The 22,717-nt window shown below is 58.1% G+C and carries 18 protein-coding genes and 2 pseudogenes; 5 read left to right on the top strand and 15 right to left on the bottom strand.

Annotated features, from left to right (window positions below; translation table 11 throughout):
* Nucleotides 1–2: 2 nt before the first annotated feature.
* The 4 genes from E6B08_RS12085 to E6B08_RS12105 form a co-directional block, all read right to left on the bottom strand.
* Nucleotides 3–704, bottom strand: coding sequence for an ATP-binding cassette domain-containing protein (locus tag E6B08_RS12085; protein WP_136914213.1), 702 nt, complete (start codon nt 702–704; stop codon nt 3–5).
* 753 nt (nt 705–1,457) lie between these two features.
* Nucleotides 1,458–2,657, bottom strand: a complete 1,200-nt coding sequence (locus tag E6B08_RS12095) for a YcaO-like family protein (protein ID WP_136914214.1) — start codon at nt 2,655–2,657, stop codon at nt 1,458–1,460.
* A 3-nt stretch (nt 2,658–2,660) separates the two neighbouring features.
* The gene (locus tag E6B08_RS12100; protein ID WP_136914215.1) at nt 2,661–3,452 is read right to left on the bottom strand and encodes a SagB/ThcOx family dehydrogenase; all 792 of its coding nucleotides are present in this window, start codon (nt 3,450–3,452) and stop codon (nt 2,661–2,663) included.
* Nucleotides 3,449–4,315 carry an McbB family protein gene (locus tag E6B08_RS12105; protein ID WP_136914216.1) on the bottom strand — a complete coding sequence of 289 codons (867 nt, stop codon included), beginning with the start codon at nt 4,313–4,315 and terminating at the stop codon, nt 3,449–3,451. The genes E6B08_RS12100 and E6B08_RS12105 overlap by 4 nt, the downstream gene beginning before the upstream one ends.
* 910 nt (nt 4,316–5,225) lie before the next feature.
* Between E6B08_RS12105 and E6B08_RS12115 the strand changes: the two are divergent.
* A pseudogene (locus E6B08_RS12115) lies at nt 5,226–5,357 on the top strand (acyl-CoA dehydrogenase); the annotation flags it as partial.
* A 55-nt stretch (nt 5,358–5,412) separates the two neighbouring features.
* Here the strand turns inward: E6B08_RS12115 and E6B08_RS12120 are convergent.
* From E6B08_RS12120 to ribBA, 8 genes are all read right to left on the bottom strand, one after another.
* Nucleotides 5,413–6,765, bottom strand: a complete 1,353-nt coding sequence (locus tag E6B08_RS12120) for an SPFH domain-containing protein (RefSeq protein ID WP_136914218.1) — start codon at nt 6,763–6,765, stop codon at nt 5,413–5,415.
* 229 nt (nt 6,766–6,994) lie between these two features.
* Nucleotides 6,995–8,002 (bottom strand): TerC family protein, encoded by a 1,008-nt coding sequence (locus E6B08_RS12125; RefSeq protein ID WP_136914219.1) that lies wholly within the window; start codon nt 8,000–8,002, stop codon nt 6,995–6,997.
* Nucleotides 8,003–8,151: 149 nt separating this feature from the next.
* Nucleotides 8,152–9,459, bottom strand: coding sequence for a substrate-binding domain-containing protein (locus E6B08_RS12130; RefSeq protein WP_136914220.1), 1,308 nt, complete (start codon nt 9,457–9,459; stop codon nt 8,152–8,154).
* Between the two features lie 105 nt (nt 9,460–9,564).
* Complete coding sequence (locus E6B08_RS12135; protein ID WP_136914221.1) at nt 9,565–10,713, bottom strand: ABC transporter ATP-binding protein; 1,149 nt, start codon at nt 10,711–10,713, stop codon at nt 9,565–9,567.
* Nucleotides 10,714–10,732: 19 nt separating this feature from the next.
* Nucleotides 10,733–11,542 (bottom strand): ABC transporter permease, encoded by an 810-nt coding sequence (locus E6B08_RS12140; RefSeq protein WP_136914222.1) that lies wholly within the window; start codon nt 11,540–11,542, stop codon nt 10,733–10,735.
* Nucleotides 11,543–11,548: 6 nt separating this feature from the next.
* Entirely contained in the window at nt 11,549–12,466 is a 918-nt protein-coding gene (locus tag E6B08_RS12145) for an ABC transporter permease (protein ID WP_136914223.1), read from the bottom strand.
* Nucleotides 12,463–13,488: a polyamine ABC transporter substrate-binding protein gene (locus E6B08_RS12150; protein ID WP_136914224.1), complete on the bottom strand. Its 1,026-nt coding sequence runs from the start codon at nt 13,486–13,488 to the stop codon at nt 12,463–12,465. The genes E6B08_RS12145 and E6B08_RS12150 overlap by 4 nt, the downstream gene beginning before the upstream one ends.
* Before the next feature lie 358 nt (nt 13,489–13,846).
* A complete protein-coding gene (ribBA, locus tag E6B08_RS12155; protein ID WP_136914225.1) occupies nt 13,847–14,968 on the bottom strand; it encodes a bifunctional 3,4-dihydroxy-2-butanone-4-phosphate synthase/GTP cyclohydrolase II in 1,122 nt (373 codons plus the stop codon).
* Between the two features lie 78 nt (nt 14,969–15,046).
* Here ribBA and E6B08_RS12160 point away from each other — a divergent pair, with 78 nt between their 5' ends.
* Nucleotides 15,047–15,340 carry a DUF1330 domain-containing protein gene (locus tag E6B08_RS12160; RefSeq protein ID WP_136914226.1) on the top strand — a complete coding sequence of 98 codons (294 nt, stop codon included), beginning with the start codon at nt 15,047–15,049 and terminating at the stop codon, nt 15,338–15,340.
* Nucleotides 15,341–15,428: 88 nt separating this feature from the next.
* Here the strand turns inward: E6B08_RS12160 and E6B08_RS12165 are convergent, their stop codons facing one another.
* Nucleotides 15,429–16,151, bottom strand: coding sequence for a pirin family protein (locus E6B08_RS12165; RefSeq protein WP_136914227.1), 723 nt, complete (start codon nt 16,149–16,151; stop codon nt 15,429–15,431).
* Between the two features lie 59 nt (nt 16,152–16,210).
* Nucleotides 16,211–17,233 (bottom strand): alpha/beta hydrolase, encoded by a 1,023-nt coding sequence (locus tag E6B08_RS12170; protein WP_136914228.1) that lies wholly within the window; start codon nt 17,231–17,233, stop codon nt 16,211–16,213.
* Between E6B08_RS12170 and E6B08_RS12175 the strand changes: the two are divergent.
* The 3 genes and pseudogenes from E6B08_RS12175 to E6B08_RS31140 form a co-directional block, all read left to right on the top strand.
* A pseudogene (locus E6B08_RS12175) lies at nt 17,220–17,870 on the top strand (substrate binding domain-containing protein); the annotation flags it as partial. The gene E6B08_RS12170 and the pseudogene E6B08_RS12175 sit on opposite strands and share 14 nt — an antisense overlap.
* Nucleotides 17,871–18,063: 193 nt before the next feature.
* Nucleotides 18,064–21,246: a T6SS effector BTH_I2691 family protein gene (locus E6B08_RS12180; RefSeq protein WP_136914229.1), complete on the top strand. Its 3,183-nt coding sequence runs from the start codon at nt 18,064–18,066 to the stop codon at nt 21,244–21,246.
* Nucleotides 21,246–22,016, top strand: a complete 771-nt coding sequence (locus tag E6B08_RS31140; RefSeq protein WP_238349328.1) for a DUF6708 domain-containing protein — start codon at nt 21,246–21,248, stop codon at nt 22,014–22,016. Before E6B08_RS12180 ends, E6B08_RS31140 begins: the two co-directional genes overlap by 1 nt.
* A 93-nt stretch (nt 22,017–22,109) precedes the next feature.
* Here the strand turns inward: E6B08_RS31140 and E6B08_RS12190 are convergent, their stop codons facing one another.
* The gene (locus E6B08_RS12190; RefSeq protein WP_136914230.1) at nt 22,110–22,715 is read right to left on the bottom strand and encodes a sarcosine oxidase; all 606 of its coding nucleotides are present in this window, start codon (nt 22,713–22,715) and stop codon (nt 22,110–22,112) included.
* Between the last annotated feature and the right edge of the window lie 2 nt (nt 22,716–22,717).

Here is a 22,717-nt window from a genome sequence, read left to right on the forward strand (position 1 = left end):
GCCTAGGTCGAAGCATGGACAAAGGCTTCATCAAGCGAAGCAGCTTGATGTCGAGCTAAAAATGCTTCTGTGCTTTTGAACTCCTCCAGTCGTGTTTTTGCAAGCATGTAAAAGCGATTGCAGTTGCTGGCGATTTCTTGGGTGTAATGCGAGGACACCAACACGCTTGCGCCCTCCCTGCACGCGTGTTTTATGCCTAGCCATATGTAATGGCGGAGCTCGGGATCTACGCCTGCGGTGGGTTCGTCAAGAAGCACTAAGTCGCTATCCATCAATAGAAGCGTCAAGGTGAAGAAGCTTCGGATTTCACCATAGCTGCAAGTGGATGCTTTTTTGGTTGATAGTTGGGTGTATCTTTTTGCAAGGTCCGGAGACCACGTTGAAAGTCGTGCTGGGAAGTCCAGTGGGTCAAGGGCGGTGTGGGCGTTTAATTGCAGAATGAGTTCGGCGGCCTCGTTCATGCGTAATAGGGGGGGCGGGGTTAAAATCTGTGTCAGATAGGTTGGGCAGCGCGCTGCGTTGTTGATTGCACCATGGCAAACTTTCTTGGTTCCGCAGATAAGATCGAATAGTGTGGTTTTTCCTGCGCCGTTTATACCAAGAACTCCTACGATTTCGCCCTTGGCCAAATGTAGGTTTACCTCGTTCATTAGCGGGGTCCGATCATAGGAGAATGTGACGTCGCGCAATTGTAGTAGGCTCATTAGTATCTGCTCCAGATGGGCTGGATTCTGAAATATTTCCACGTCAAAAATAGCCCTGTGGATGCCCCGGCTACTGCAATTGGGAAGCTGAAGGTCAGGGGGATGTCCCCACTGAAAATCATTGTGGTCAAATAAATCGGGTTGATGGTAGACAAATATTTAATAGGGCTTGAGTTTTGCAGTGATCCCATATAGCCAGACAGAAGCATCCAGAATGAAAGTAGGGAAAAGAGTGTGTTCGCAGTGTTGAACTTCAAGGGCATTGCTACAATGACTAGGCCGGCACACGAAAACAACAAATAACATGTGTAAAAGGACGCTGTAACTTGCAGGAACTCCAACGCTGAATAAGCGCCGTAGAATGGCTTGGTGACGAGGTAGAACAGCGTAGAGTAGGATAGGCTTATTAGTGAGTAACAAACAGTATGAGCGTGAAGGAAAATCTTGATTGCCATGGGTTTGTAAATGAAGGACCGTACAAATCCGCTTTCTCTTCTGCCGATGAGGTAGAAACTGAAGCCATAGAGGGCTGAGTTTGCTGCGATATACGAGTAAAACCATGCGGAGGATGAAGCGTAGTTCAACGTTTGGGGGCTTGCATCCAATTGCTCTGGATGAGAACGGTAAACATGATGCAGGGGGCTACCCCCGCCCATAAAATGGCTATTGGATCTCTGAAATGTTCTGTTAGTAAAATCTTGCTAATGATGAATGCTTTGGTCAGCGCGTGAGGTGGTTTGAAGATACTTGAGTTCATGGGAATGGCACCATTGTAGCTAGCCGGCTAGGGATGATTTCTCTAGAAAAATGTCCGGAGTAGAGGTTGTCGGTATTTAAGGCGAAAGAATTATTCATATGGAGAAATGTGTTTGGGGAGACGTACTTGCAAAAATAGAGAGTGGACTGTTTTGTCGGCATGGAGGTGAGGTACAGAAAACCATCAAGCTTGGTTGCTCGTATGTCATCAATAAGTGTTCGTGCAGTCAGTTGTTCGTTTTCTGAGCGGATTGATGCAGTGCTAGGGGGGAGGAGGTTGGTTGTGATGGTTTCATAGGTCTTGTAGTGATTGCACTCAATAAAGTGCTTTAGGTAGGGGTCTTTTATTTGATTGGGATAGGTGGCACCCAGTGAAAGCATGAAGCGAAAAGTCTGCCAGAGTTCGATTATGGATTTTTCCAAAGCCATGCAAAAATTGCTCGTGTATGCCATGCCTGCGCAATACTTTACTTTGGCAGCTGAGTCGTATGGATTGCCATAGCAAACTAAGAGGCAGGTGCCAGGGAATCTGGAGTCTGAAATATCTATCATGCACAATTTGCCTGAGTCATGAAGTTTCTGGAGTAATGGCAGGGCTTTGCTTTTTGATAGTATTTGGCAGGCACTGTTATATTCAGTGATTGTTGCGTGTTTGCTAGTGAGCCAAAAGCGAAGTAAAAATTGTCGCTCCAAGGCTTCCTTAAGTGCGCCGAGGATCGCGCTTTCTAAATGAGTGTGAGCGCTACATCCGCAAGTGTCCCGCATAGGGTAGATCTGGTTATCGATTGGGTTTCGGCATGGGGAGATTGAGACGCAGGCTGTTGGTATTTTGCAAGGGGTAAAGTCACTAATTCTATATGCATTAGTGAGGTCGAATGCGTGCGAATGAATTTCTTCAGAGGGGAGGTGGCTGGAGGTTTGTACTAGTGCGTTGACAAAAGCAGTGGTTTCTTCGGAATTTAATGTGCTGCTCAAAGTGCCCGTTGCGTGCACCGGGACGTCCAGATAGAAGTGTTTCCTCTCAAAGTACTCACCTCCTGCCGACCTCGTTAGGTCAGATGTCCAACCACTACTGGAACCATAAGTTTCCCACCGACTTCCGCACTCCATGCTATGAGGGAGATAGGATACTGCGCTGGGTCGCAGAAACTCGAAATCACTGAATGCAGGTGTATGTATTTCATTGTATGTATTCATGATTCACCCTATCAGTTGGACGCATGCGGGTAGAAAGAGTGTCGGGTTTAGGTCCAGATTTTTTATCAACTGGTGATCCGTGAAGCCCGACCAGATCCTGCTGTTTAGGTTTAGTTCTTTGCATCGTAAGTCCATGAGCATGTACATTGAGCCGGCTTCTAACAAGGCGAGGCGGTACCCTCTGTAGCGATATTTGAAAACTGCTTTCGGTAGGTATAGGCAGTACACGAGCGCTAACGTTGGACTTCCGATGTTTTCATTTTCTGGAGTGATTGACTGCGATAGTTTATGGGTGTTGATATTTGGGCTGTGGGCCTCGAGTTTTCGAGATCCGGGGAGTAGATGGAGTGCGTCGGATGACGCGGGCCAGTTTTTAACCTTCTTTTCTATGTTTATGCAAAAGACTTCTATCGGGTAGATGGCCCCTCCGCTGGGATAGCCTCTTCTATAGTTGGAGTCTTCTTTTCTAAGAAGCGGAGATAGCAATTCCTGGACGGTGCTGAAGTGCAATGGTCTGTGCGTGAAGGAGGTGCACGAGTTGTTTCTGTTTAAATGATGGTTGAGTTGAAGTTGCTCAAGTCTGGCGGCGGCTTGGTCGTGTGGGTTGCTGAATATATCTAGTTTTAGTTCTTGGCCTGTCAGGCTTTCGAGTGCCTCTGTTGGGATGTTGTGCAGCGTACTGCAATGCTGAGTCGCCCGATGGATGGTATAGTTTCCCTTGGCGTGAAAAGCTAAGGTTTCATCAATGACATCGTGGGGCGTGAAATAGAGATATTGGTCATGAATAATACTCATATTTTCGCTCCGAGACACTTGCAAAATGGCCAGTGAACACTGCTGTCTTCAGTGAGTGCACCATTGGCTAGATTAAGGGTTCTAGACGCCAGTACTTGATCCTGAGTTGACAGGCGCTTGGCAGGCTTTGTGAGCTTATTGGTGAAAGAGATTATTGCCCCCAGAATCAATAGGCATTGTAGTTCATCAATATCGGCTTTCGGCAGGTCGAGTTTTGCTGATCGGCAGAATGACCAGACTTTGCTCCAGTGATGGTTGCTGCCCCGAATCGTTTCGTAGTAAGCGATACGGTCCAGCGTGCAGTATGCGCAAGGGTTACCAATGGCAGGAATATGTACTTCAGTAAGATGGAAGTCATTTCCGCTAACAAACCCAATGCTTGCGCCATTCTCGGGGTTATTATCCAAGATTTTTGTATAAGCCTCCCTAAGTGCTTCCGGGCTGATTTTCATATAGGCAAAAATCGTTAGCGTCGGGTGAGCTGTAGCAATGGGTTCTCTCGGCAGCACTGGGCTGATTTTCAGTTTGCCATCATATTTATTTGTTAAAAATTCTCTGTGCGATTCGGGAATATTAAGGTCGGTATAAATGGTTGTGTCGTTAAAATGCGGTCTTTGTATCTCCTCGCCAATGACGCATATTGATTTAAGGAAGTCGATCGCGGTATTGGGTTCCAGTTTTTCGTTTTTAAGTATTTGTTCTAGCTCATCCTGTTGCAGATGCTCTGGGCTACTTCCTTTGATGCGTTTGAGGACGTTGCTCATTTGTTTATTTGTAATTTTAGTGAGTCCCGCGCTTGTGTATAGGATGGGGTCCGATTCAAAATTAAGTATTTCGTAATTGTAAATCTTAAGTGTTTTCATGATGATTGCCTGCGTTCAAGTGAGTGCCGTCTAGGTGCTGACGGCACTCTGTTACAACTTAACAGTGGGGTTGCTCATTGTTCTCTACGGCATTTCCGCCGCTACCACCACTTCCCCCACTTCCCCCACTGCAGCCTCCACCGCCACCGCAACCACCACTTCCGCCGCAGCCGCCTTGGCCTCCGGATCCCCCAAAGAATCCCGCTTCGAGTACAGTGGTGTTGTCTATTGGAAGTTCCAAGATGCTGACACCAAACTGCTTGTCCATAGTAGCTCTCCAATTATGTAATTCCTCTCCGGTGCAGAGAGGTAGTACAGGTTTAGGTGGAGATCTGTCCTCGGTCAACACTGCTTTTTATGGCTAAGTTAGTTTGGGTAAGGTTCGGGTGTTTATATATTTCGTGGCGCTGTCAGAAGAGGCCTAAGAAATGTTTTTGGCGCGTGCGTATTAGTTGGATTGACCTGGTTGTTTTGAGGGAATTGTCCTAGCTGTCTGTAGGAAGATTTTTCATTTTATGGAGTGGTTAGATTTTGTAAGACTTTTCGGTTAAAGATAAACAATGTTTCTAAATGTAAAGCAGAGGGAGTGGCGCGGATAACTAAGGTGCCGCCTATCGCTATCAAAGCGATTCCGTAGCGTTGAGATGGACCACGTCAAGGAACGGCATGCGGTTTGCGCATTGGGATGGGTCGGGGGGAGTTAGCGGTGCCAGGGGTTCTTTGGAAAGTGGCGCATTAAGAAAGTGTCAGCGACAGAAGCCGGACAATATCCGTGCCCGTCGTGGAGACGGCGTCGGTACAGAGGTAGAGCAACGCCTGAGCGAAGCTTCCATGTGAAAGTCGCAGTGCCGTTGAAAGCGAGCGCCGCCTGCACGGTGCATTGCGAACTTCGTCGGGGCGCCGAGCCTACTTCCCGCTAGCGTATGCGATGCAGCGCACCCTGCGGCTGGCCGATGGACCGGACGAGGTGCACCGGGCGGCGATTGGCAAGTTTGAGATCGGCAAGTATGTGCCGGTGGAGATGTTGCGCAGCGGCAGATAAGCGCAAGCCGTCTCGACCTCTTCGTGAGCTAACCGGCGAAGAGGTCGCGGCGGAGTCATTGTGTTTTCAGGTCCACCACCAAATCCTGGGCTGCCTTGGTGGCCAACACGCTCATCAGTTTGCTCATTTCGTCCTGGCGTCCAACGCCCGTGTCGGCACTGCCCATCATCACGTTCGGCACAGGCGCCCGGGCAGCGGCATCGGCCCATGCCCGGTTTATCTCGACGAGCGCCTCTAGCTTGGTCTGCAGCGCGCCATCGGCCTTGAGTTGCGCTTCACGAGCATACGCTTCGGCATCGGCGGAGATCTTGGTGGCTTCGGCGTTGACTCGCGCGGTATCGCGCAGTAACTCGGCGGTTTGCTTATCGATCTCGGCTCGGCGATTTTCCCGCTCCGCGTTGATCAAGGTAAGCTGCTTCTCCGTTTCAGCCTCGGTGGTACGCTCAATCTGCTGGCGTAGGCTTTCCTGTCGTTTAGCTTCGACATCTTTTGCGCCGCGAGCGGAAACGAGTTCTTTCTCCTCTTCTTCCTTTAACCGATTTTGACGAGCCACCGCCAGTTCCGCCTGGGCTTGTTGCACGCGTACCATACGCTCCTGAAACTGCGGATTAGGGTTGATATGGGTAACGCGAGCATCAACGACTTCCACACCGAACAGGCGGAATTGCTGCGGTTTGCGCAGCTCCTGGCCATTTTTGTCTAGCCGCTTCTCGATCACGAAGCGGGTTGCGGTATTGTCACCGAAGCTACCTTGGTTGGTGCCGGACTGTAGGATGGCGGTTTGGGACGGCAGGTGGTCTCGGCTGATGCGAATTTCTTTGCGACTGGTCAGGTAAAGCCCGTTGCGCAATTGATTTTCGAATTCCGCCCCAAAGTGACTACGGTTGCCCGAATAGTAATCATCGGCGCTCATCAGCGAGGCGGTTGCTTGCAGGGTTTCCTTCACGGCAGGGAGCAATGCTCGTTGCAAGAAGTTTTCCGGCGTTCGGTATTCCTGCGCAATTTTCAGGAACGCTTCGTTTGACGGTAGACGAAACTGTGTGCTGAATTCAGCCTTTGCATCCACATTGCCGAGAAATACGATCGGTAGGTTGTCCAGCACGGCGGAGTGTAGTAATCCTGGTGCGCCTTGCTGGTCATCCGTCTGCAGTGATGATTGAACGCCTATTGTCCGTCGCCAGGCAGTGCTGCGACCGAACCATTTGGTGGCGTAACCTACATCCTCTACCACCTTCTCTTCCCCGAAAATTGTCCGTACGTGGGCCATTTGCCCCGCTTCGTTGTAGAAGAAGACCTCATCGAACAGCAAGGCAGAGCCTCCGCCGATTACGAGTGGTAGAGCGATCATCATCACCAGCTTCCTGCTGACGCGCAGTTTGCTGAAATCCGGCTTGGATAGTTCTTGCATAGGGCACTCCTTGTGTGGGGTACCTATGCTCGCTATCTGGAGAACGCATCTGCAATCGGATTGATCAGCTGACGATGTAGGACGGTGATATCAAGCAAATACAGACGTTTCGTTATCTCAAAGGTTATGAATGCGATCATCGCCGGCCCCGGTAGCGCTACGAAAAACCACCGGCTGCGTCGGTGTTCGCGGCTGAAGCCGCACCGACAAGGTGTGTTTGCGGTCATTCTTACAGCTCGTTCGTGGCTTTCGTTGCCGCCGCTTTTTCTCCTCGCGTCTTGACCAACGAAACCACCACCCCACCCAACAGCAACCCGAACGTCACACCCAGCGATAGCAGCGCAGGCACCTTGCCGATCATGCCGTGGTAGAAGATCTTGCAACCGATGAAGATCAGCACCATCGCCAGCGCGTACTTGAGGTAGACGAACCGGTGCATCAGTGCCGAGAGGGCGAAGTACAACGAGCGCAGGCCGAGGATGGCGAAGATGTTCGAGGTGTAGACGATGAACGGGTCCTGGGTTATGGCGAAGATCGCCGGTACGCTGTCGACGGCGAATACCAGGTCGGCGAGCTCGATCAGTACCAGGGCCAGGAACAAGGGCGTTGCGTAGCGGATCGCCTTGCTCTCGCCGGGTGGTGTCAGGCGCACGAAGAAATGCGAACCGTGGATGTCGTCGGTCACGCGCATGTGCCGGCGGACGAAGCGGATCACCGGGTTGTTGGCCAGGTCCGGGTGGCTGTCTTCCTTGGACAGGGCCATCTTCACCCCGGTGAACAGCAGGAAGGCCCCGAAGATGTACAGTACCCAGGTAAAGTGCTGCACCAGCGCAGCGCCCACCCCGATCATGATCGCGCGCAGCAGCACGACGCCGAGGATGCCCCAGAACAGCACCCTGTGCTGGTAGCGACGGGGGATGGAGAAGTAGCCGAAGATCATCGCCATGACGAACACGTTGTCCATCGACAGCGATTGCTCCACCAGGAAACCGGTGTAGAACTCCAGTGCCGACTGCGCGCCCAGTTCATGCCAGACCCAGGCGCCAAAGAGTACGCCCACGCTGAAATAGCCCGTGTACAAGAGCAGGCTTTCGCGCATTTCGATTTCACGGTCTTCGCGGTGCAGCACGCCGAGGTCGAGCACCAGCAGCCCGATGACGATGGCCATGAATACCAGCCAAAGCCAGGTGCTGGTACCGAGAAATGGGGTGGTGAGGAATGTCTGTAGAGCCGTCATGAGCCCCTCCTTGATGGTCGACGTTGCATGGCAACAGTGATCCGACATCACGGCTTGGCAGCCGTCAGAGGGGCCCGGTATCACATGACATTGAGCCTAGACCCTTTTGCCGATGACGCCGAATGGAGGGGTGTTACAAGTTTTTGCTTTCAGTACACCCATACTTCCACCCGGCGATTACGCAGCCGGCCTTGCTCCAGATCGTTACCGGCTACTGGCAATTCGTCCCCCATGCCCGCCACCTCCAGCACCTCGACGCCGTCGCGGGCCAGCTCGCGGCGCACCGCCAGCGCCCGCAGGCGCGACAGCAGGGCGGCGCGCCCAGGCGTTTCCTTGGGGTCGCCAAAGCCGACCAACACCGCCTTGCTCTGCAACTTGCCGGCCTGGCGCAGGTAATCGACTACTCGCTGCACGTCGCGCAGGGCCTTGTTGTCGAGGCTGGCGCTGCCTTCCTGGAAGCGGAAGTTGACGCTCAAGCGTTGCGCCTGTTGTGCCAGGCTGCGATAGCGTGGCGGCATGTCGGCCTGGGCCGGTACCGGTTGGGCGTTGATCTGCTGCGAGACGAAGCCCTGCTCGGCGACGATCGCCTGCCCGGCCGGGCTCTGGGCGAATTCCACCAAGGCCCTGGCCTGGGGCTTGGCATTGGCCGGCAGGTAGAAGTACAGCCGCCGTGACAAGGGGTAGTCTTCGCTGGCGACCAGGCTGCGCGCTGGGAGCATCGCCGGGGCATCGCCCTCGGCCACAGCCAGCACCTTGGCCCCGTGCACCGAAGCCAGGCTACTGAAGCCAATGGCCTGGCGATCGGCGCCGACCCGCGTGGCCAGCTCGTCGCTGGACTCGAAGCGCTGCGCCTGGGACGCGAGCTCGGCATGCTGCGGCTCCAGCACCAGGGCCTTGAAGGTTTCGAAGGTGCCGGAGCGGTCGTCGCGGGCATACAGGTGGATGGGCCCGCTGGAGGCGCCCAGTTGCTCCCAGCGGTCTATTTGCCCTGAAAAAATCAGCGCCAGCTGGGCAGTGGTCAGCTGCGGTAGCGGGTTGTCCGGGTGCACGATCACCGCCACGCCATCCAGGCCGATGATCTGCTCGGACGTGGCTGCGCGCAGGTCACCGAGTGCACGCAGTTGCTGCAGCTCGGCGTCGTTGATTGGCCGCGAGGCTGCGGCGAGGTCGGCCGCGCCGCGGCCGAGCGCGGTGAAGCCTGTGCTCGAGCCATGGGCGGCGATGTCGATACGTAGTGTCTGGCCCTTGGCATCTTGCGCCGTGACCATGGTCTCGTTGGCTTGCGCGCCAGGCTGCTGGGCGATGCCTTGGGCGTGCTGCGCCCGCAGCAGACCCTTGGCGAGGGCGGGGAGCAGGGCCGCGCCGATGGTATTGGAGCCCTGCACACGCAGTTGCGTGGGTTCGGCCACGGCCAGGCCGGGCAACAGGGCAATCAGCAGGAAAAGCACGCGAGGCATGCCGGGCAACCTTGTGACATAGCGTTGCCCGGCAGATTACGACGATGGCGTGACCGAAATGTGACAGCTACCTTTTGGACGAGAATGTGACTGCACCGCTGCGGCTCAATGCGCACCCGCCGATTTGCTCAGGTCACTTTCCGCCCATTCGGTGTAGATACAGGCATCGGCCACGGCCCAGCGGACCTTCACGGTATCCCCCGGCTGCATCGGCATGCCGGCAGCGGACAGCGCCTTGACCGTCAGTTCGGTGCCGCCGGCCGTGACAACATGGCAGGTCTGGCTTTCACCGAGGAACAGCACCTCCGCGACCTTGGCGCTGACTTCGTTCCAGCCCGCCGGCAGTGGCTCGCGCGCGGCTTGCTCGGCACTCAGGGCGAGGGCTTTTTCCGGCCGTACCATGATCAATGCATCCTGCTCTGGCGAAAGGCCCGGTGTCAGGCGAATGGCCACCGGCTGACCTTCGAAACTCCCGGCGCCATGACCGTTGGCCTTGATTCGCAGGAAGTTGGAGTTGCCCAGGAACGAGGCGACGAAGGCATTCGGCGGGTTCTGGTAGAGGTCGTAGCCGCTGCCCAGGCCGACGATCTTGCCGTGGCTGAAAATCGCGATGCGCTGGGACAGGCGCATCGCCTCTTCCTGGTCGTGGGTCACGTAGACGATGGTGATTCCCAGCCGGCGGTGCAACTGGCGCAGTTCGTCCTGGAGGTCTTCGCGCAGTTTCTTGTCCAGCGCACCGAGCGGTTCGTCCATCAGCAGGATGCGTGGTTCGTACACCAGCGCCCTGGCGATCGCCACGCGTTGCTGTTGGCCGCCCGACATCTGCGAAGGTTTGCGGTGGGCGAACTTCTCCAGTTGTACCAGCTTGAGCATGGCATCGACGCGCTTGTTGGTCTCGGCGGCGCCAAGCTTACGGATGGCCAGAGGAAAGGCGATGTTGTCGCGCACGCTCAGGTGCGGGAACAGCGAATAACGCTGGAACACCATGCCGATATCACGCTTGTGCGGTGGCACCTGCACCAGCGAGCGGCCTTCGACCAGGATCTCGCCGCTGCTCGGCGTCTCGAAACCGGCCAGCATCGACAGGGTGGTGGACTTGCCCGAGCCGCTGGAGCCCAGGAAAGTGAGGAACTCGCCGTCCTGAATTTCCAGGTCGAGATTGTCCACGGCGGTGAAGTCGCCGTAGTGCTTGTTCAGGCCACGCAGGCTGACCAGGGTCTTGTTGTGCGCGTTGTCTTTGATCACAGCACTCATCGTTGTTGTCTCCGGGCACTCAGGCGTTGACTTCGGTGCGCCGGCGCAGGGCGGCGGCAATGAACATGACCAACAGCGACAGGCCGATCAGCAGCGTCGAGGCGACGGCGATCACCGGGCTCAGGTCCTGGCGCAGGGTGGTCCACATCTTGACCGGCAAGGTCTGCAGGTCGGGGCTCGCCATCATCACGCTGAGCACCACCTCGTCCCACGAGACGAGGAAGGCGAACAGGCCGCCGGCGATCATGCCCGGGCGAATCGCCGGGAAGGTCACCTTGCGGATCGCCTGCAAGCGCGAGGCTCCGCAGATGACCGCGGCATCCTCGATCGACTGGTCGAACAGCTTCAGCGAGTTGATGATCGAAATGATGGTGAAGGGCAGGGCGACGATGACATGGCTGACCACGAAGGCGAACAGCGTGCCGGTATAGCCCAGCTTGAGGAACAGCGCGTATACCGCCACGGCGATGATCACCAGCGGCACGATCATCGGCATGGTGAACAGGCCATAGAGCATCTCGCGGCCAGGGAAGCGACCACGCACCAGGGCGAAGGCGGTGGGCAGGCCCAGCAGCACGGACGCGATGGTGGTCAGCACGGCGACCTTGAGGCTGGCCAGGGCGGCCTCCATCCACTCGGGGTTGGAAAAGAACTGGCCGTACCATTTGAAGGTCCAGCCCGGTGGCGGGAACACCAGCCACTGCGAGGAGCCGAACGACAGCAGAACGATGAACACCACCGGCAGCAGCAGGAAGGCCGCGATGACGCCAGTGGTCAGGTACAAGCCCGTGCGCAGCGGGCGGCCCATGGCATTGGGGGACAGGAGCATGGCGATTTACCTCGCGTTGCCGACCGGGGATTCCGGTTGCAGCTTCAGGTACAGGTAGAAGAGCACCAGGGTGATCACCACCAGCAGTGCTGCGGCAGCGCTGGCCAGGCCCCAGTTGAGGAACGACTGCACCTGCTGGATGATGAATTCAGGCAGCATCATGTTCTGCGCTCCGCCCAGCAAGGCCGGGGTGACGTAGTAACCGAGCGACATGACGAAGACCATCAATGCCCCGGAGAACAGCCCCGAGCGGCACAGTGGCAGGAACACCTTCCAGAAATTGGTCCAGGGACTGGCGCCACAGATGGAGCCGGCCTGCAGCACCATCGGGTCGATGGCGTGCATGGTCGCCTGCAGCGGCAGGACGATGAACGGGATCATGATGTAGCTCATGCCGATGACCACGCCGGTCAGGTTGTGCACCAGTTCCAGCGGGGTATCGATGATGCCCAGTGCCATCAACGCCTTGTTGATCACGCCCGAACCCTGCAACAGCACCAGCCAGGAATAGGTACGCGCGAGCAGGCTGGTCCACATCGACAGCAGCACGATGTTCAGCAACCAGCGGCCCCAGCCCTTGGGCACCAGGGTGATCGCCCAGGCCAGCGGGAAGCCCAGCAACACGCTGATCAGCGTTACCAGGCCGGCCACCGAGAAGGTGTTGAACAACACCCGCGCATACGCCGAGTTGGCGAACAGCTGCTCGTAGTTGCCTAGCCCCGGCACCGGCTCCAGCACGCCGCGCAACAACAGACCGATCAATGGCGCGAAGAAGAACAGGCCGAGGAACAGCAGCGCCGGCAGCAGGTTGCGGCTGCCTTTCCAGCGCTGGCTCAGGCCTACGCGGCGGCTGGCCGCTCCTGGGGCGCCGGTGCCCGTGGGGGCACCTTGGGCGTTATGCAGGGCGTTGAGGGCGACTTTCATTTGACCAACCACTCATTCCAGCGCGCGGCGATGGCCTGGCCGTTCTTGGCCCAGTAGGCGAAGTCCAGCGTCACCTGGTCCTGGGCGTAGGCGGTCGGCAGGTTCGGTGCCAGGTCCTTGTCCAGCTTGGCCACGCTGTCGACGTTGACCGGGGCGTAGGCGGTAAGGTTGGCGAACTGGGCCTGGCCTTCTGCGGCACTGGCGTTGGCCAGGAATTTCATGGCCGCGTCCTTGTTCTTGGCGCCTTTGGGGATGACCAGGAAGTCGGCCATGACCAGGTTCTGCTTCCAGCTCACGCCCACCGGTGCACCGTCTTTTTGCAGGGCATAGACGCGGCCGTTCCAGAACTGGCCGAGCGAGGCCTCACCGGAGGCCAGCAGTTGCTGCGACTGGGCGCCGCCGCCCCACCAGACGATGTCTTTCTTGATGGTGTCGAGCTTCTTGAAGGCGCGGTCGAGGTCCAGTGGATAGAGCTTGTCGGGGGCTACGCCATCGGCCAGCAGGGCGAGTTCAAGCACGCCGGGGCTGGGCCATTTGTACAGGGCGCGTTTGCCGGGGTAGGTCTTGGTGTCGAACAGCGCGGTCCAGTCGCCGGGCTTGTTGGCACCGAGCTTGCCTTCGTTGTAGCCGAGCACGAAGGAGAAGAAGAACGAGCCGACGCCGTGGTCGGAGACGAAGCGCGGATCGATCTTGTCGCGCTGAATGGTGTTGAAATCGAGGGGCTCGAGCAGGCCTTCGCTGGCGGCGCGCAGGGCGAAGTCAGCTTCGACGTCGACCACGTCCCACTGCACGTTGCCGCTCTCGACCATGGCTTTGAGTTTGCCGTAGTCGGTAGGGCCGTCCTGGACGACTTTGATGTTGGTCGATTGGGTAAAGGGAGCGGCCCATGCTTCTTTCTGGGCGTCCTGGGTGGTACCGCCCCAGCTGACGAAGTTGAGGCTGTCGGCGGCCTGGGCGGCCTGACATGCCAGGGTCAGCAGGCTGGCGGACAGCACTGCGGTTACACGTTTGCTCAACAGCATGGTTACGCCCTCGTTGCTTTTGTTATTCGAGGCGGGGCTATTTGTCTTGCGCCCGCCAACTGTGTTCGGGGAGCAGCTTTTACAAAGTGTTTTTGGCCGTTTGTGATTGTAGGTGCCGGCCTGCAGTTTTAAGGTTTACGGGATATCATATTATGGTATTCCAAACTTTTCGCAAGAGGCAGGAGGCGACCGGCCATCACTCTGCGACAGGTTGGGTCGATCTAACCCTGTGGGAGCGGCCTTGTGTCGCGAAAGGGCCGCAAAGCGGCCCCGACAATTTCGGTAGTAATGCATAGCTGGCTGGGGCCGCGCTGCGGCCCTTTCGCGACACAAGGCCGCTCCCACAGGTTCCGCTACCTCAACCCAGGAGATTCGGCTCGAACGGAATGCTCTGCACCACCTGCAGTTCATACCCGGCCAGGCCTGCGTATTTCAGCGGTGGGCCGAGATGGCGCAGCTTGCCCACGCCCAGGTCCTGGAGTATCTGCGCCCCAGTGCCCACTTCCGAATACACCTTCGATTGCCCGCGCTGGTAGGGGCGTACTGGCTGGGTCAGTTGCGGCACCCGCTCCAGCAGCGCCTGGGACGACTCGTGGTTGGCCAGGATAACCACCACGCCAGTGCCTTCCTCGGCCACTTTCTGCAAGGCCGCCCACAACGTCCAGTTGGCCGGGCCGGCATACTCGGCGCCGACCAGGTCGCGCAGTGGGTCGATCACGTGCACGCGCACCAGGGTCGGCTGCTCGCGGCGGATGTCGCCCATGACCATGGCCATGTGCACGCCGCCTTCGATGCGGTCCTCGTAGGTGACCAGACGGAAAGTGCCGTGCACGGTCGGCAGCTCGCGCTCGCCGATACGCTTGATGGTCTGCTCGTTGCTCAGGCGATAGTGGATCAGGTCGGCGATGGTGCCGATCTTGATGCCATGCTGGGCGGCGAAGACTTCCAGGTCCGGGCGACGGGCCATGGTGCCGTCGTCGTTGAGCACCTCGACGATCACCGAGGCCGGGCTGAAACCGGCCAGGCGCGCCAGGTCGCAACCGGCCTCGGTATGCCCGGCACGGGTCAGCACGCCGCCTTCACGGGCGCGCAGGGGGAAGATATGGCCAGGCTGCACCAGGTCTTCCGGACGAGCGTCGGGCGCCATCGCAGCGGCCACGGTACGCGCCCGGTCGGCTGCGGAAATACCGGTGGTGACGCCGCTGGCCGCTTCGATCGACACGGTGAAGGCGGTGCTGAACGCGCTGCCATTGGCCGGCACCATCTGCTCCAGTCCCAGTCGCTGACAGTGCTCGTCGGTCAGGGTCAGGCAGATCAGGCCACGCGCCTCGCGGGCCATGAAGTTGATGGCCTGGGCGTCACAGCGCTCGGCGGCGATCAACAGGTCGCCTTCGTTTTCCCGGTCCTCGTCGTCCACCAGCAGCACCATCTTGCCTTGCCGGTAGTCCTCGAGAAGTTCTTCGATGCTGTTGAATGCCAGGTTGCACGCTCACTGTGGTGAAGTGGTTTTTGTGGTATACCATCATACACAAATATGCCAATCCCAGGAGAGCAGCGGATGAAAGCCTATTGGATCGCCCACGTCGACGTCACCGACCCCGAGCAGTACTTGCAGTACACCCAACGAGCGCCTGCGGCCTTCCAGGCATTCGGAGGTCGTTTCCTGGCGCGGGGCGGGCGTAGCGAGGCGATGGAAGGGCGGCCAACGCCGCAGCGTAGTGTGGTGATCGAATTCGATTCGTATGAGCAGGCGCTGGATTGCTATCGCTCGGCGTTGTATCAGGAGGCGTGCAGCCATCGCCAGGGTGTGGCGAAGGCTGAGGTGATCATCGTCGAGGGATGCAAGCCTTGAGGTGTCGCTGATCGCCGGCAAGCCGGCTCCTGCAAGTATCAGGGGAGCCGGCTTGCTGGCGATCGAGCTATCAGGAGCCACACCACAATCACGGCATCCCAGGCAGTTCATGGGGCCGCAGGTCGAACACCAGCACCTCGGCATCCACGCCGTTGGCAAGCTCCAGCACCTGCTCCTCACGCATCCGCACCCCATCGCCTTCATTCAGCACCTGCCCATTGAGCTCGATGCTGCCCCGCGCCACATGCACATAGGCATGGCGGTTGTCCGGCAGGCGCAGGGTGGCCTGTTCAGCCCCATCGAAAAGCCCGGCGTAGACGCGCGCGTTCTGCCTTACCTGCAGTGACCCGTCGCTGCCGTCCGGCGAAATGATCAGGCGCAATTTGCCGCGCTTTTCATCGTTGCTGAAGTGCTGCTGCTGGTAACGCGGAGTCGCCCCGCGGACGTTTGGCACGATCCAGATTTGCAAGAAGTGCACCGGCTGCGTCTGGCTGTGGTTGAACTCGCTGTGCGCCACGCCGTGGCCTGCGCTCATCAGTTGGACGTCGCCTGGGCGGATCACCGAACCGGTGCCCAGCGTGTCTTTGTGTTCCAGCGCGCCTTCGAGCACGTAGGAAAAAATCTCCATATCCCGGTGTGGGTGTTCGCCAAATCCTTTGCCGGCGATGACACGGTCATCGTTGATCACCAGCAGATCGGAGAAGCCCTGTTCCTGTGGGTTGCGGTAATGGCCGAAGGAGAAGGTGTGGAACGATTTCAACCAACCATGGAAGGCCATGCCACGGTCTTGTGCGTTACGAACGGTGAGCATGTTGAGTCTCCTCGATGAGGTGAAGACCCGCATAAGCGGGTCTTTCGAATGGGCGATGGTTACTGCAGGTGCACCTTCAACTCCGCAGCCGCCTGACGCATCGCGGCCTTCACTGCCGGCACCTGGCTCAACGGGTTCAACAAGCCATAGTCGTGAATCATCCCGTTGTAGCGCACCGAGGTCACCGTTACGCCGGCTGCATCGAGCTTGCGTGCATAGGCCTCGCCTTCATCGCGCAGCACATCGAACTCGGCCGTTTGCACCAGCGCCGGCGGCAGGCCCTTGAGCTGTTCGCTGCTCGCCCGCAGCGGCGAGGCGTAGATCTGTGCCCGGGCGTTGGCATCGGTGGTGTAGCTGTCCCAGAACCACTTCATCATCCCGGTGGTGAGGAAGTGGCCTTCGGCGAACTGCTTGTACGAGCCGGTCTCGAAGCTGGCATCGGTCACCGGCCACAGCAGCAGCTGGAAGCGCAGGGCAGGGGTACCGGCCTCCTTGGCCTTGAGCGCGACCACCGCTGCCATGTTGCCGCCGACGCTGTTACCGGCCACGGCCAGGCGCTTGCCGTCCACGCCGATCTCCTTGCCGTGCTCGGCCACCCAGCGGGTCGCGGCGTAGGCCTGGTCGATCGCGGTGGGATAGTGGGCTTCGGGCGAAGGCGTGTAGTCCACGTAGACCGCCACCGCGCCGGAACCGACCACCAGGTCGCGGATCAGCCGTTGGTGGGTCGGGAAGTCGCCCAGTACCCAGCCGCCGCCGTGGAAGAACATGAACACCGGCAGATCGCCTTTGACCTTGGCCGGGCGTACGACCTGCAGCTTGATCGACTCGCCATTGACCTGGATGACGCGTTCCTTCACCTCGATGCCGGACAGGTCGACCTTCACCGAGGCCTGGGCACCGGTCAGTACGGCGCGGGCGTCTTTCGGGCTGAGTTGTTCCAGTGGCTTGCCGCCGCCTTGCTCCAGGGCTTCGAGGAAGGCCTGGGTGTGCTGCTCGACACCAGGGCTGCCAGCGGCGAAGGCGTTGGAGATGGACAATGCGAGCACGCTGGCGGTGAGGGCTTTGTGGATCGAGCATGACATCAGCGGCCAGGCCCAGGCCTTGCGAGGCACCTTGCGCCTGAGCGCACCGCTGTCGTTCGCCATGGCGCACCTGAGCTGCCTGCTGACCGAGTTCCTGCGGCTGCACCCGCAGGTGGATGTGGAGGTCGACCTCAGCGACCGTGCCGTGGACCTGATCGGCGAGGGCTATGACCTGGCGCTGCGTATTGGAGCGCTGGAGGACTCCAGCCTGATCGCCCGGCGCATCGCCAATGTCGAGCGGGTGTATTGCGCAAGCCCTGCTTATCTCGAGGCGCGGGGTATGCCGAGCTGCCCAGAGCAGCTGATCGAGCACGATTGCCTGCCTTATGGGCATTCACGGCAGGTGCAGTGGCAGTTCAGGCAGGCTGGCAAGGTTCAGTCGATTCAGGTCACCGGGCGCATGCGTGCGAACAACGGCGAGATGCTACGGGACGCGGCGGTTGCCGGGATGGGGGTGACCTACCTGCCGACATTCATCGTCGGCAAGGCATTGGCGCAGGGGCGACTGGTTCCGGTGTTGGCGGAGTGGGCGCCGCCGGCGCTGCAGTTGTCGGCGGTTTATCCGCAGCATCGGCAGGTGGCGCGGCCGGTGCAGGGGTTCGTCGAGTTTTTGCGTGAGCGGTTGGCGCAGCTTTGATTGTGTGAGCTAGGGCCTCTTCGCGGGCAAGCCCGCTCCAGGTATTGCGCTATTCGCCACGGGCGCCGGTCCATCAAACATCTATGTCGATAATTCCTACGGATATTTAGGACGCCCGTGGCTGCTCCGTGAAGCGCTTCCTCGCTAGTGTTCAGGTCTCAGGCCCCCATGCCTTTTAGCGAGGAACCTTGTTATGGGCATCAGCAAAGCCATCCATATCGCCATGCAGGAGGAAATCCCCAATCCGTATGGCACCTGCAATGCCTGCGAACGTTCAGGGCTGCCTATCCTGCTCTTGCGTGAGGCCTATGCCCCGAATCCTCGCGATACCACATCTTATCTGGTGGCACATGGCAGCGAGATCACTCATGTCCCGATGCTGAATAACCAGCTGCGTACCCTACGCCAGGGCTATGTGTATGTCCTGCTCGACCAGGAGATCTGGCAGGCCTATCAGGTCACGCCGGAAGGCGCGCTGCGGCGGTTCCCGGTTTCCCAGCCACCACTGGCACCCGGCAGATCGCTAGCGCAAGTGTGTCGTACGCAAAACCACGACGTCATTGCGTCTTTCATCAACATCAATACTGCGCTCTACCAGAAAGCCTGGATCGCCTTCGCCAACGACCCCTGGCCCCGCGATGTGCTCGACCGCTACCGGGAGGGTATCGCCAACCAGCGCCCCGACTTCATCGACCGCTTCGTCGAACTGGATCTGAATACCGCCCGCAACGACCCTGCCAGCGTCGGCATCGCCATGACCGAAAGCGATCTTGGCCTGGGTGAAGTTCTGGAATATGCGGCGGCCTACCCCGGCAAGTTCACCAGCGCCCATGGCTTCTATCCGCGCATGAGCCGCTTGCCCGCAACGCGTAATTTCGTACGCACCACGGTTCTGAACGAGCAGTTGCCCAACGGCGTGCTGGCCCTCACCGTCCCCGACCCGGTCGGCCTGGTGATGGAAGCCAACGCCCAGCGCACCCTCTGGTTCCAACGGATGCAGGAATGGCGGGCCGAACCGCAGCGGCACTTCGAATATTTCACTTCCCAGGCCTTGCTGGGAATCCGGGAACTGAACGAGGCTAGGGCGGCGGCCCAGGCTGTCGAGGATACAGCCGAGGAAGTCCGCCAGCGGGAGCAATGGAACAACAGCGCAATACGTTTCAAGGCGCCGCGCCCGGCTGTGGACGTCGAAGCTCACGCACAGCGTACGACCGAGCGTAAACAGCAAGAAGCCAGGGAGCGGCTGGAAGAGCGCTACGACGAGAAGGCGAGGGCCGCCTTTCAGGCTGGCTACGACCGCGAGGTGAAGCATTGGCAAACGATGATCGACAAAGTGGGAGAACTCTATGCCATTCACTATGGCCATCGCTCGTTTCAGCGTATCGGCTACTTCGATTACAGCGCCACCAGCCCTCTGTCGGTCAACTACTTCATCAAGATGCTGTCCGCCTGTCTGGCGGGTGGCCCGACCGAAAGATTGCCCGAGGAAGACGCGCCACTCGGTCCCACCCAATACCTATGGCAGCAGCTACTGGAAGATCCCAACAGCCTGCTGTACCAGGCCTTGACGGCCAAGAACCAAAGCCTGCGGCAGCAATTGGTGAAGGCTCTGTCGAGCAATGACCTGACCCAGGTCTATCACGCGGTCAAAGCCATCGCCACCAGCTCGGAAGGCGAACGGCTGATGATCGAGCCGGTGCAAGACGCCATCGGCCAACTCCTCGCCGCCACGGCCAGTGGCGGCAATGCGCTTGGAGCGCGAATCACCGAACGAACGCGCGCTTTGATCGGTCATGTGCATAGCACAGCGTTCCTGCTCTATGCCGGCCAGCCAATCACCCAAGTCAGGCTTTCGCTCACTTTGGGTGAGTACATGAGCTTACTCAACGAGGCGCTACAGGAACGTACCGACGCCTTCCTCGGGCAATTGGACAAGCACTTTCGAAGACCTGCCGGGCGCAAGGTACGGGCCATGGTGCTCAGTGGGGCGATCCATCTGGCGGCGGCGGGGAATCGCAGTCAAATGGTGGAGGTAATGATATGGACACTGGAGAGTGCTGAGCGTCTGCAAGCCAAGTTGACGCAGTTGCGCGACAGTGCGGCCGAGGGAGCGGGGGCGCTGGTACGCAACGCCTCAATCGGAGCAGATACCCTGCGGCTCAATATGAGGTCTGCAGCCGATGATTTGAAAATTGGCGCAGCGGCAGCACGCACCGTAGCAGGGGATGGACTGCGTAGTCTTCGTACGGCGGCTTCCAGTCCTGGCAGCGCGAATATGCTCTTGGCATTGGGAGGATTATGGTTCCAGCAGGATAGCCTGATAAGAAATATCGATGCGCTGCGACAAAGCAGTGTGGGCAATCCTGAAACGCTCGCCGCAGTTTGGTCCTCCTCATTAGGCTTGCTGGGGGCAAGTGTCGAATCCACCGGATTTTCGCTGGGCTTGGTCCAGCACAAAGTGCCACTGGCGGGCATGCCCATCTCGCTAAGTTTAGGAGAGAAGATCGCGCGAGTCGGCGGGGCTCTGGTTGCAATTGCTGGGTTGCTGGACGCTGTGCAGTATTACCTAGCTGCAAAAAGAGCTGGGCGACAGGATGATGAAGAATCTGTCTTGGCGTATGGTTTTTCGAGCGCAGCCATGGTTTTGGGTGCCTACTATGGGGTTAGGGCAGCTCTTGGTTCTGCATCTCTATTCGGTCCCTTGGGGCTGGCTATTATCTTAGTGGCGGTAGCGTACGGATTTGCGGCTTGGGCGAAGAGTAAAGAGTCTTCGCCGCTAGAGCTATGGGCAAAGGGGACTCGGTGGGGCCTGCCGTTAAGCGGTCGCCGCTGGGGCGAATCGATTGACTACGATGCTGCTGTAGCGGCACTCAACGTTGCTGTAGTTGGTATGGAAGCCAAAGCCGGAATTGAGATCTCGGTTGATCACGATCAGCGCTCACGAATGAGCGAGCCCGGTGGAACAATTCTGTTGGGGGATACATCGGTTGCATATAGCTACACCCTAGCTTATTCAATGTCGTTGCCAGGTTATTATAAAGATGCTTCTCGCTACGAATGGGAGCTGGTGATTCAGCACGCCAGGACTAATGGTGAAGCTGTCGTATTAACCGGAGGTAGTGCGAGGCCATTCGAGGGGCAGGCTTCAGGGTGTATCGGTTTTCTTGATTCCATTGAGGCCAACGCACCTAGGGTAAACCTCAACGATGAAACCGCCACGCTCAATGTGGAAGGAGTCCACTTGCTTAAAGAAAACCACTCGATAGGCTCGTTTGAGTTGACACTGCATTATTGGCCAGATGCTGCTGATGAATCAGGCTGCGCATGTTTAATAATTAAAGAAGACAAAATCAGTTCGTTGCGGGAGGCGTTCTGATGCCGCGTCCACTGTTGAAGCCTCCTTGCACAAGCTGGACAAAGGATCTGTCTCGCCTTTATCCGCCATCAGTCGTGATAGAAGGTGTTCGTGAAAAGCCACCCAATTATCTGGATGATATCTATCTTGAAATTCCCCGGGCGTCTCTCGCGATGCGGGGATTAACTTCCCTGATGGCGGTTCCTGTTGTACTTTTCACCGGTTACGCGCCTGTCATGATTGCAGATAGTATCAGGCTTGGCAGTGTTGGATTGGCTTTTATAGGGCTATTGATATTCCTGTTGGGGGTGTGTGCAGTTCTGGTAACTATCAGGACCGACATTGTAGCGCCAAGAGACGAGCCCATCCGATTCAATCGATTGCGGCAAAAAATATATGTTTACAATTTTCGCGATAGTTGGTGGAATCCTTTTATAGCGTGGCGGGTTGTGCCGGTGGCTTATGACTGGTCTCAAGTTTATGCAGAACACTGGTCGCAGAAAGGAGTGCTTCCCAATGGCGGTGTGATATTCAAATGGGGCGTTACGCTTTCTATCGTGGCGCCGGGTACGTATGACGTCATTGATCGTTTCAACTTGAGTTCAATGAATGCCGATGAGCAGACATGGGCGTACATCTGTGCCTATATGCAGGGCGGTCCTTCAGCGCTACCCCCTCCAGCCCCTCCCAAAGACCACAATGATCTTCTGTGGTACCAGTTCGCTCTCCGCCTGGCCCCTAAGGTGGTTTGGCCAGCTGATATGGACCTGGAGTCAAGGACCGCACCTTAACGCTACCGGCAAGCCTGCTCCAGATCGTCCTGATTGAATTGAAGTCAGAAGGGAGACCCGGAGCGGGCTTGCCCGCGAAGAGGCCAGTACAGATCAACGCATCAATTCATCCACCCCAACCCACCCCCCTTCGAACTCATCCATCGCATCGAGCATCGCATCACGGAAGTACGCCAGCGAAGCGCGGTCGAACAGCAGGTACAACGCAGGCAACGTCTCGTTCCCGACATTCACCACGATCACGTTGATCCGCGCCGCCGACGTCTGTGCCACGGCCCCCACCGGGAAGGCCTGGGCGCGCAGGTCGACACCGCATAACTTGGCCATCACCGCACTGCACTGCTGCCCGGACAATTGCAGCCAGGCATGGCTGTCCTGGCGTGGTAGCAAGTAGTTGCGCGATACGTCTTGCAGCCACTGGGTCTCCTCGGCGGCCACTCCTGCGCCCACATCGGCGAGGCTGCCTAGCAGCAGGTACTCGCTGGCAGACAGGCGCGCCACCCAGGCACCGTCGTCCTGGCGCAAGGCCTGGTTCGGCTGCGCAGGCAGGCGGTAACCCCGCTGTTGCAGGTAGGCGGCACTGTCGCCACCGCGAAAACCGACCCGCGCAAGCTCCGTCAGGTCGCTCAACGCGCAGGTCTGCAGCAGCTCGGCACGCGGGCTGCGGGGGATGTAGGCTTCGGCTTTCAGGCTGGTCATGC

Origin of the sequence: Pseudomonas putida, assembly GCF_005080685.1 — a bacterium.
GTDB lineage: Bacteria > Pseudomonadota > Gammaproteobacteria > Pseudomonadales > Pseudomonadaceae > Aquipseudomonas > Aquipseudomonas putida_V.